The sequence below is a fragment of the Curtobacterium sp. MMLR14_002 genome, assembly GCF_001864975.1.
In the GTDB taxonomy this organism is placed as follows: Bacteria; Actinomycetota; Actinomycetes; order Actinomycetales; family Microbacteriaceae; genus Curtobacterium; species Curtobacterium flaccumfaciens.
Genome location: NZ_MJGT01000013.1, coordinates 1 through 9649 on the forward strand (window position 1 = coordinate 1; position 9649 = coordinate 9649).

The window sequence follows — 9649 nt, forward strand, 5'->3', positions numbered from 1 at the left end:
GTGCCAGCTGGCACCGGGCCTCCAGGCCGTCAACCGGTCGCGTCTACCGACCGATGGTCGACATGTCGGGGTAGCGGTCGCCGGTCGGGACCGGCAGCGCCGACAGGCGCGACAGCTGGTCCGCGGTGAGGGTCAGGTCGGCTGCGCCGACGTTCTCCTCGAGGCGGGAGACCCGCTTCGTGCCGGGGATCGGGACGATGTCGTCGCCCTGGGCGAGCAGCCAGGCGAGCGACACCTGCGCCGGGGTGGCGCCGGCCTCGGTCGCGATGTCCTTGACCGCGTCGACGATGCGCATGTTCTGCTCGAACGCCTCCTGCTGGAAGCGCGGGTTCGCCAGGCGGAAGTCGTCGGAGTCCAGGTCGGACGGCTTCGTGATGGCACCCGTCAGGAACCCGCGGCCGAGCGGCGAGTACGGCACCAGGCCGATGCCGAGCTCGCGCAGGGTGTCGAGCACGTCGCCCTCGGGGTCACGCGTCCAGAGCGAGTACTCGCTCTGGAGCGCGGTGATCGGGTGGACGGCGTGGGCCTTGCGGATGGTCTCGGCGCCGGCCTCGGACAGTCCGATGTGCCGGATCTTGCCCTCCTGCACGAAGCCGGCGAGCTGGCCGATGACGTCCTCGATCGGGACGGCGGGGTCGACGCGGTGCTGGTAGTAGAGGTCGATGTGGTCCGTGCCCAGGCGACGGAGGGATCCTTCGAGGGCCTCGCGCACGGACTCGGGCTTGCTGGAGATCCCGCGCTGCTGCGTCGGCGTCTCCTCGCCGGCCTCGTGGTGGTACAGGCCGAACTTGGTCGCGATGACGACGTCGGCGCGGCGCCCCTCGAGCGCGCGGCGCAGGAGTTCCTCGTTCGTGTAGGGGCCGTACGCCTCGGCGGTGTCGAACAGGGTGACGCCGAGGTCGATCGCGCGGTGGATGGTGCGGATCGACTCGTCGTCGTCGGTGCCGGCGCCCGTGTAGAAGGCGCTCATGCCCATGGTTCCGAGGCCGATCGGTCCGACCTCGAGGTCTGCGAGCTTGCGTGTCTGCATGCTGCAGGTCTACTCCCGGTCCCCCTGACGGCGGGAGGTACTGGCTGTACCCGCCTCCGCACCGTTACGCTGCGAGGGACGGGGCAGACGCCCCGGGCTCGGGGGAGTGTCATGGTCGTCATCTGGATCGTCATCGCCGTGGTCGTCGTGCTCGGCGCCCTGCTCGTCGTGCTCGAGGTGCAGAACCGCCGTCGGCGGCGAGCGCTCGCGGACCTCGAGGACTTCTCCGACCCCACGGCCGGGTCACGTGCCATGGTCGAGGCCGACGCCGCTCGATCGACGGCCGAAGGGGTGTCGAGGACCGCGCACCCGGGTGGCAGCGCCTCCAGCGGGATGTTCTCCGGCTGACCCACCCGGCCGCTCCGGCGGTTGTCGGAAGCAGCGGGTCCGCGGTGACCAGGGCTACCGGCGCTTCGTGAGGTTCCTCCAAGGTGCTCGCACGAGTGCTCCGCGCACTGGTGTGATCAATCCGTGAACCTGTACTTCCGACTGTTCCTGCTGCAGCTGCGCACCCGCCTGCGCGCTCGGGTCGGTGGACGCCGTCGGGCGTCGCTCTGGGACGAGGTCCGGACGCCGTTCCGGGTCGCTCCCACCGACCTCGACCCGCTGCGCCACGTCAACAACGGCAAGTACCTGTCGCTGCTCGACCTCGGTCGGCTCGACCTGATGCTCCGCTCCGGGTACTGGGCAGCACTGAGCGAGCACGGCTGGTACCCCGTCGTCTCGGCGCAGACGATCACGTACAAGCGGTCGCTGACGCTCGGGCAGCGGTTCGAGCTCCGCACCCACGTGCTCGGGGTCGACGACCGTGCCGTGTACCTGGAGCAGACGTTCGTGCGGCAGGGTGCCGTGATGGCCCGCGCGGTGGTGCAGGCCCGGTTCCTGCGACGTTCCGGCGGGACGGTGCCGACCGCGGACCTGCTCGAAGCGGCGGGTGGCGCGGACCGCGACCTCACCGTGCCCGACTGGGTGCACGACTGGGCGAGTGCGACCCGGATCAGCAGCGGTGCGGCGTAGACAGGTCCGGTGCCCGAACCAGCAGGATCCCACCGGACGACCGCCACCTCACGCCGCGCGCTGATCGCCGGCGGGGTCGGTCTCGGTGTCGCCGGCATCCTCGCCGCCTGCAGCGGGCCGGGGCCCGAGCCCAGCCGGTCACCGAGCGCCGCCCCGACGCGCTCGCAGACCCCGGACCCTGCGCCGAGCGACTCCCCGGACCGCGGCCCGGACTCGTGGGATGCGCTGGCCGCCACGGTGACCGGCACCGTGCTGCGGTCCGGCGCGGCGGGGTGGGACGACGCCCGTGTGCTCGAGAACCCGCGCTTCGACGACGCCGACCCGCGAGGGATCCTGCGGGCGGCGGACACCACGGACGTGCAGGCCGGCCTCGCCTTCGCCCGGACCACCTCGACGCCGGTGGCGCTCCGGGCCGGCGGGCACTCGTACACGGGGTGGTCGGCCGGCGGGGCGCCCGGCACCGGCGTGCCGCGATCGCTGGTCATCAGCACGCAGGACCTGGACGGCATCGACCTGCGCGACGACGGGACCGTCACGATCGGCCCGGGTGCCCGGCTCGGCGACGTGTACGCCGAGCTCGCGAAGGCCGGACGGGCGATCGGCGCCGGTTCGTGCCCGACGGTCGGCGTCGGCGGACTGACCCTGGGTGGTGGAGTCGGCGTCCTCGTCCGGTCCTTCGGTCTCACCTGCGACCAGCTCACGGGGGCAACCCTCGTCACCCCGGACGGGGTCGTGCACCGGGTGTCGACGTCCAGCGAACCGGACCTGTTCTGGGCCTGCCGCGGTGGGGGCAGTGGAACCGTCGGCGTCGTGACCGCACTGACGTACCGGACGCGGGCCGCGCCTCCCGTCCTGCTCTTCACGATCACGTTCGCGTGGTCGTCCGCCGCTGCCGTGGTGCGTGCCTGGCAAGACTGGGCACCGACCGCCGACCGGGAGCTGTGGTCGTCCCTGAAGCTGCTGAACGGCAGTCGGCACACCGCGCCGACCGTCACCGTGACCGGTGTGTGGACGGGGTCGAAGACCGGGGCCGACACTTCCGTCGACGGTTTCATCGCCGCCACCGGCGCGAAGCCGCTCGCCCACACCGGGCGGGTGCTCACCTACGGCGCCGCGATGTCCGCGTTGGCGGGGAAGCCGCAGCGGGTGTCCGAGGCGGCGACGTCGTCGATCGGTTCGGCGAAGCTCAGCGATGCCCAGATCGACGTGCTCGTCCGGCAGGCGGCCGCGGCGGGTGACGTGACGGGCAACCTCGAGGGTGGGGTGGCGCTCGACGCGCTCGGCGGCGCCGTGGCGGACGTCGGCGCGGGGGACTCGGCCTTCCCCTGGCGGTCGGCGCTGATGACCGTGCAGTACACGGCGGTGTTCGCGGACGGGGCGGATCCCGCGCCGTTCGATGCGTACGTGCGGGGGTTCCGGAAGGCGATGCGACCGGCGTGGGGCGACGCGGCGTACGCGAACTACTGCGATGCATCGATCACCGACCCGTCCGCGTACTTCGGCGACAACACCGCACGTCTGCACCGCATCGCCGAGCAGGCCGACCCCGCGGGCGTGCTCGCGCAGCCGCACTGGGTCTGACGTCGGCCCGGGGACGGTGCGCGCGGTCCGGGTTTCGGCCCCAGCGACACCTCACGCGTCACGCACCCCGTGAACTGTCGCTCAGCGCGAACCTCGACCGAGCACACGGCACACGGCCCGCGGCCGGCCGGTCCTACGATGACCGCATGGACATCGTCGACCTGGTGCTGCCGGACGTCGCCGCGTGGCGTGCCTGGCTCGACGACCACGAGCACGAACCCGACGGCGTGTGGCTCGTCCTCGCCAAGAAGGGCGTCACGGAGCCGACGACCCTGACGTACGACACGGCCCTCGACGAAGCACTGTGCTCCGGGTGGATCGACGGGCAGCGGCGCGGACGCGACGACACCACCTACCGCCAGCGGTTCACCCCGCGTCGGAAGGCCTCGCTGTGGTCGCAGCGGAACCTCGGCCTGGTCGCCGCACTCATCGCCGAGGGGCGGATGCGGGAGCGCGGGCACGCCGAGATCGAGCGCGCCAAGGGCGACGGCCGGTGGGACCGCGCCTACGCCGGCTCGGCAACGGCCACGGTGCCCGAGGACCTGCAGGCCGCGCTCGACGCCGCCCCCGCAGCCGCCGCGCTGTTCGCCGAGCTCGACGCCACCAACCGGTACGCCGTGCTGCACCGCATCACCACCGCCCCGAACGCGACGGTGCGGACGAACCGGCTCACCAAGCTCGTCGGCGGACTCGAACGCGGCGAGACCCCGTACCCGCGGCCCACCCGTCCGTAGACCCTGCGAACCCGGAAAGCGGTCGGGGGACACCGACTCAGGGACCGGCAACGCACCGGGCGTAGACCGGGGACATGACCACAGGCACTGACACCACGAACCGTCCGGCCGCGTCCTCCGGCACCTTCCGCATCGGCGGCGACCTCGAGGTCAACCGGCTCGGCTACGGCACCATGCAGCTCACCGGCCCCGGCGTCTGGGGACCGCCGAAGGACCACGACGAGGCGATCCGCGTCCTCAAGCGCGCAGTCGAGCTCGGCGTGAACTTCTTCGACACCGCCGACTCGTACGGCCCCTACGTCGCCGAGGAGCTCCTCAAGGAGGCCCTGCACCCCTACGGCGACGACGTCGTCATCGCCACGAAGGCCGGCCTCACCCGCACCGGCCCGAACGTCTGGCCGCCCGTCGGCCGCCCCGAGTACCTCCGGCAAGAGGCGGAGATGAGCCTCCGCCGCCTGGGCCTCGAGCGCATCGACCTGTTCCAGCTGCACCGCATCGACCCGAAGGTCCCGCTCGAGGACCAGGTCGGCGAGCTGAAGAAGCTGCAGGACGAGGGCAAGATCCGTCACATCGGCCTGTCCGAGGTCTCCGTCGACGAGGTCAAGGCCGCGCAGGAGATCGCCACGATCGTCTCCGTGCAGAACCTCTATAACCTGCAGAAGCGTGACGCCGAGGAGCTGCTCGACTGGTCCGAGGAGCAGGGCATCGGCTTCATCCCGTGGTTCCCCCTGGCCACGGGTGGCCTGACCGGCGAGGACTCGCCGCTCACCGAGATCGCCGAGCGCAAGGGCGCCACCCCGGCGCAGCTCGCGCTCGCCTGGCTGCTCAAGCGCTCCCCGGTGATGCTGCCGATCCCCGGCACGTCGAGCGTCGCGCACCTGGAGGACAACCTCGCGGGTGCCACGGTCGAGCTGACCGACGACGAGTTCGAGGAGCTGGCGAAGCTGGGTCACTGACCCTCAGGGCGCGACCGCGGGTCGCGAACGACGACCGGTCGGACGGGAGGCGCGGTGCCAGCTGGCACCGCGCCTCCCGTCCGTTTTCCACCCTGTCCAGATCCGTGCTTGCGCACGCATACCGGGTATGTGCATACTCAGTATGGCCACGGTGGCCCGAGACAGGGGAAGTGTCATGAGCGTTCGGATGGGCGTACTCGCGCTGCTGGTGGGGGGACCCGGCTACGGGTACCAGCTCCGGGGGGAGTTCGAGCACCGCACCGGCGGGAGCTGGCCGCTGAACATCGGCCAGGTCTACACGACCCTGGACCGCCTGGAACGCGACGGCCTCGTGGCCCGCGGCGACGCCGACGACGACGGACACGTCGTCTACACGGCGACCGACGCGGGTCGGGCCGAGGTGGCCCGCTGGTTCAGCGAGCCCGTGCCGGCCAAGCGCGGCCGCGACGAGCTGGCGATCAAGTTCGCCCTCGCCGTGACCGTGCCCGGGGTCGACGTCGCCCGGCTGGTGCAGGTGCAGCGCGGTGCCGCGATCCGGAACCTGCAGGACCTGACGCGGCTGAAGCGGACGACCGACCCGTCGACGGACCTGGCGTGGTCGCTCGTGCTCGAGTCGATGGTGTTCCAGGCCGAGGCCGAGGTGCGCTGGCTCGACCACGTGGAGTCGAGTGTCGCGCGGTACCGGCCGGACGAGCACCCGGTGGCGCCTGCCGGTGCCGACGCTGCGGCTTCCGCTGCCGCTGCGGCTTCCGCTCCGCGGAGCGCACGGTGACCGCCGCACCGCTCCTGCAGCTCGATGCCGTGAGCGTGCACTACGGCTCCGGCGCGAAGGCCGTCACCGCCCTGGCCGGCATCGACCTGCGGGTCGAGCGCGGCGAAATGGTGGCCGTGATGGGCACCTCGGGCTCGGGCAAGTCGACGCTGCTCGCCTGCGCCGGCACCCTGCTGCCACCGACGAGCGGTGAGGTGCTGATCGACGGCGCCTTCGTGTCCGACCGTCCCGCCAAGGAGCTCGCAGCGCTGCGGCGCCGGCTCATCGGGTTCGTGTTCCAGGACTTCAACCTGATCCCCTCGCTGACCGCGGTCGAGAACGTGGCACTGCCGCTCGAGCTCGACGGGTGGAAGGCCTCGCAGGCCCGCCGCGCCGCGGAACTCGCGCTGGACAACGTCGAGCTGTCGCACCGATCCGACGCCTACCCGGACGACCTGTCCGGCGGCCAGCAGCAGCGCGTCGCGATCGCCCGCGGCGTGGTCGGCGAGCGCCGGCTCGTGCTCGCCGACGAACCGACCGGGGCCCTCGACTCGCAGACCGGCGAGGTCGTGCTCCGCATGCTCCGTCGGCACGTCGACGCCGGAGCCGGCGCCCTCCTGGTGACCCACGACGCCCGGCACGCGGCCTGGGCGGACCGGATCGTGTTCCTGCGCGACGGTCGGGTGGTCGACGAGACCGTGTACTCGGGCGTCGAGGCCGCGCTGACGGACCGGACCGCCTCGTGAGCCGGGGTCGGCGTGCCGGGACCGGCCGGACGCCGTTCGCCCTGAGACCGGCGCTCCGTCTGGGGCGTCGACTGGCGTTCGCGAAGGCGGGCCGTGCGGCACTGATCATCGCGCTCATCGGGATCCCCACCGCCGGGTTCGCCGCGGTCGCCGTCGTGGTGCAGTCCACACAGGCCACCGCAACCGAGCGGCTCGACTACGACCTCGGCCAGGCATCGGCGCAGATGCGGGTGTCCGGCCCGGACCTGCCCGGCATGGTGCAGGACCCCGTCCAGTGGCAATCCACGGACTCGAAGCGGAACAGCCCCGTCACGAAGTCGGACGAGGACTCCCCCTTCGCGAACGTCCTGGCGCACGTGCCCGACGGCGCCCTGTCGATCCCGGTGGGCAGCACGCCCGTCGTGCTCCAGGGTGCGCACGGCCCGGTCGGACTGACCGCCGTCGAGGGCAGCGTCTGGGACCCGTCGCTCGAGGGCCACTGGCACGTGCTCGACGGTTCCAGGCCGACCACGCGCAGTGAGCTCATGGTCACGCCGGCGACGCTCGACCGCCTCGGGGTGCAGATCGGCGACACGGTGGACCTGACCGACCCGGTCACCAAGCGCTTCACGATCACCGGCACCATGACCGACCTGGGGACGGACCCGGGTTCGCAGGGCGTGTTCCTGCCCTGGGGCACGACGCTCTCGACGACCGACACCACCGACGACGTCGGGCTCACCGACGTCACCGTGTACCTGCCGTCGGACGCCCCGACGTGGTCGGAGATCCGGGAGCTCAACGCGCACGGCATCATCGTGCAGTCACGGCCGGTCGTGCTCGACCCGCCCGACGCCCGGCTCCCCGGTGGGCAGCTGGGCTCGTCGCTCGGCTGGTACCTCGGGGCGATGGGACTGCTCGGCGTCTTCGCGATGTTCGAGGTCGCCCTGCTCGCCGGGGCCGCGTTCCTGGTCGGCACCCGGGCGGACACCCGCTCGTACGCCATCGTCACGAGCGTCGGCGGCGACAAGCGGTTCGTCCGCACGATCGTCGCCGGGTCGGGCCTGGTGCTCGGGCTCGTCGGCGCGGTCCTCGGGGTCGCCGCCGGCACCGGGATCGGTGTGCTCGCCTACCGGCTGATCGACAACGGCAACGTGGCGTCGTTCCCCGGGTTGCACGTGCCGCCGCTCCTGCTGCTGTCCATCGCGGCCGCCGGGGTGCTCGCCGGACTCGTCTCCGCGCTCGTCGCCGCACGGTCGGCGACCCGGATCAACGTGCTCGCGGCACTGCGGGGCTCGCTCCGTCCAGTGCCCGTCAGCCGTCCCGCCCGCCGTCGTCGGCGCATCTGGGGGCCGCTGCTCGTGGTCCTCGGTGCGGTGATGACGCTGGCGTGCGGCGTCGGCGTCCTCATGCTCAACGACCGCCCGGTGCAGCACGACCGGTGGGCCTACGTCGTCGGTGCCGGCGTCGCGATCGGGCCGTGCCTGATGCAGCTCGGCATCGCCATCTGCTCACCGTGGCTGCTCGCCCTGATCACCCGGCTCACCTCGCGGGCCGGTCTGTCCGCCCGGCTCGCCGCCCGCGACGCCCGCCGCAACCCGGTCCGCACGGTGCCGGTGCTGGCGAGCGTGATGAGCGTCGTGTTCGTGGCCTCCGTCGTGATCACGTGGAGTGCGTCGAGCCACGCCCAGTACGTCCGTGGGTACGAGTACTCGACGGCGGTCGGGGTCGCGACGGCCGAGGTGCAGACCGAGACGAAGGACGGCGGCAGCACCGGTCGCCACGACGCGGAACTGACGGCCCACGCCGCGAAGGTGGTGTCCGGGGTCTTCGACCAGGACCGCATCCGGGTGCTCGGTGTCGCGCAGGAGCAGCCGGGCGACACCCCCTCGACCGTCACGATCCCGCACCGCTGGAGCGCGTACGACTGCCCGGTGAACGACACCAGGAGCTGCTCCTACTACCTGGACACGGCGAGCGTGTCGAGCCCGCACATCTGGACGGGGACCGTCGACGACTACGCCGTGCTCACCGGGCACCGGCCGTCCGCCGCCGTGCGGGACGCGCTCGAGGGCGGCGAGGCCGTGTCGCTCTGGCCCGAGTACGCCCACGACGGTGCGGTCCGCGTCGACACCTTCCACGACCGGACGTGGGAGAGCGACCCCATCACCGAGCGCAGCCGACCGGCGGCCAGCGTCTCGATCCCCGCGGTACTCGACGTGCAGACCCCGCGGATCCAGGTCGGCGTCTTCATGACGAAGGCGACCGCCGAACGGTACGGCGTGCCCGTGGTCGACGGCATGCTCGTCACGACGCTGCCCCACGACCTCGACCCGGCCCAGGCGGACGAGCTGAGCTCGGCGTGGCAGAGCTTCGGCGGCGACGACCGTGCACGGTGGAGCGGCCCGTCGTTCATGTACGAAGCCGGCCCCACCGACAACGAGGCGATCATCCGGGCGATCGTGCTCGCACTGGCCGCGGCCGTCACGATCGGTGCGACGGCGGTGGCGATCGGACTCGCACGGTCCGACGGCCGACGGGACGACGAGGTGCTCGACGCCATCGGTGCCGCACCACGCCTGCGCCGAGGGGTGTCGACGTGGCAGGCGGCGATCCTGGCCACGGTCGGCTCGGTGATCGGGACGCTCCTCGGACTCCTGCCGATCCGCGCCCTGACCCTGCGGTTCACCGAGAGTCCGGTCGGGGTGAACCACATGCCGTTCGTGCCGGACTGGCCGGTGCTGGCGCTGCTCGCGATCGGCCTGCCCCTCGTGGTGACGGCCGGGGCCTGGCTGACCTCGCGGGGTCGGCGGCGGGTGGCGGTGCGACGGGCGCACTGACGGACGGGAGGCCCG

General features: G+C 72.4%; 9 protein-coding genes. 8 read left to right on the forward strand and 1 reads right to left on the reverse strand.

Annotated elements, in window-relative coordinates; translation table 11 throughout:
• Positions 1-43 precede the first annotated feature (43 nt).
• Positions 44-1030 (reverse strand): aldo/keto reductase, encoded by a 987-nt coding sequence (locus BIU91_RS02485; protein ID WP_071404084.1) that lies wholly within the window; start codon positions 1028-1030, stop codon positions 44-46.
• A gap of 111 nt (positions 1031-1141) precedes the next feature.
• On the opposite strand from BIU91_RS02485, the gene BIU91_RS02490 reads away from it, so the two are divergent.
• The 8 genes from BIU91_RS02490 to BIU91_RS02525 all read left to right on the forward strand — a co-directional run bounded on the left by BIU91_RS02490 (position 1142) and on the right by BIU91_RS02525 (position 9634).
• Positions 1142-1378: a hypothetical protein gene (locus BIU91_RS02490; protein ID WP_071404085.1), complete on the forward strand. Its 237-nt coding sequence runs from the start codon at positions 1142-1144 to the stop codon at positions 1376-1378.
• 123 nt (positions 1379-1501) lie between these two features.
• Positions 1502-2047: an acyl-CoA thioesterase gene (locus BIU91_RS02495; protein WP_071404086.1), complete on the forward strand. Its 546-nt coding sequence runs from the start codon at positions 1502-1504 to the stop codon at positions 2045-2047.
• Positions 2048-2056: 9 nt separating this feature from the next.
• Positions 2057-3628 (forward strand): FAD-binding protein, encoded by a 1572-nt coding sequence (locus BIU91_RS02500; protein WP_071404087.1) that lies wholly within the window; start codon positions 2057-2059, stop codon positions 3626-3628.
• Between the two features lie 146 nt (positions 3629-3774).
• Entirely contained in the window at positions 3775-4362 is a 588-nt protein-coding gene (locus tag BIU91_RS02505) for a YdeI/OmpD-associated family protein (protein WP_027466857.1), read from the forward strand.
• 74 nt (positions 4363-4436) lie between these two features.
• Complete coding sequence (locus BIU91_RS02510; protein WP_027466858.1) at positions 4437-5318, forward strand: aldo/keto reductase; 882 nt, start codon at positions 4437-4439, stop codon at positions 5316-5318.
• Between the two features lie 175 nt (positions 5319-5493).
• Positions 5494-6090 (forward strand): PadR family transcriptional regulator, encoded by a 597-nt coding sequence (locus tag BIU91_RS02515; RefSeq protein ID WP_071404088.1) that lies wholly within the window; start codon positions 5494-5496, stop codon positions 6088-6090.
• Entirely contained in the window at positions 6087-6815 is a 729-nt protein-coding gene (locus BIU91_RS02520; protein WP_071404089.1) for an ABC transporter ATP-binding protein, read from the forward strand. The genes BIU91_RS02515 and BIU91_RS02520 overlap by 4 nt, the downstream gene beginning before the upstream one ends.
• A complete protein-coding gene (locus tag BIU91_RS02525) occupies positions 6812-9634 on the forward strand; it encodes an ABC transporter permease (RefSeq protein WP_071404090.1) in 2823 nt (940 codons plus the stop codon). The genes BIU91_RS02520 and BIU91_RS02525 overlap by 4 nt, the downstream gene beginning before the upstream one ends.
• The last annotated feature ends 15 nt before the right edge of the window (positions 9635-9649 follow it).

Coding starts and splice junctions, on each gene's coding strand:
- BIU91_RS02485 (WP_071404084.1), bottom strand. CDS start 1,030: ATGCAGACACGCAAGCTCGCAGACCTCGAGGTCGGACCGATCGGCCTC.
- BIU91_RS02490 (WP_071404085.1), top strand. CDS start 1,142: ATGGTCGTCATCTGGATCGTCATCGCCGTGGTCGTCGTGCTCGGCGCC.
- BIU91_RS02505 (WP_027466857.1), top strand. CDS start 3,775: ATGGACATCGTCGACCTGGTGCTGCCGGACGTCGCCGCGTGGCGTGCC.
- BIU91_RS02510 (WP_027466858.1), top strand. CDS start 4,437: ATGACCACAGGCACTGACACCACGAACCGTCCGGCCGCGTCCTCCGGC.
- BIU91_RS02515 (WP_071404088.1), top strand. CDS start 5,494: ATGAGCGTTCGGATGGGCGTACTCGCGCTGCTGGTGGGGGGACCCGGC.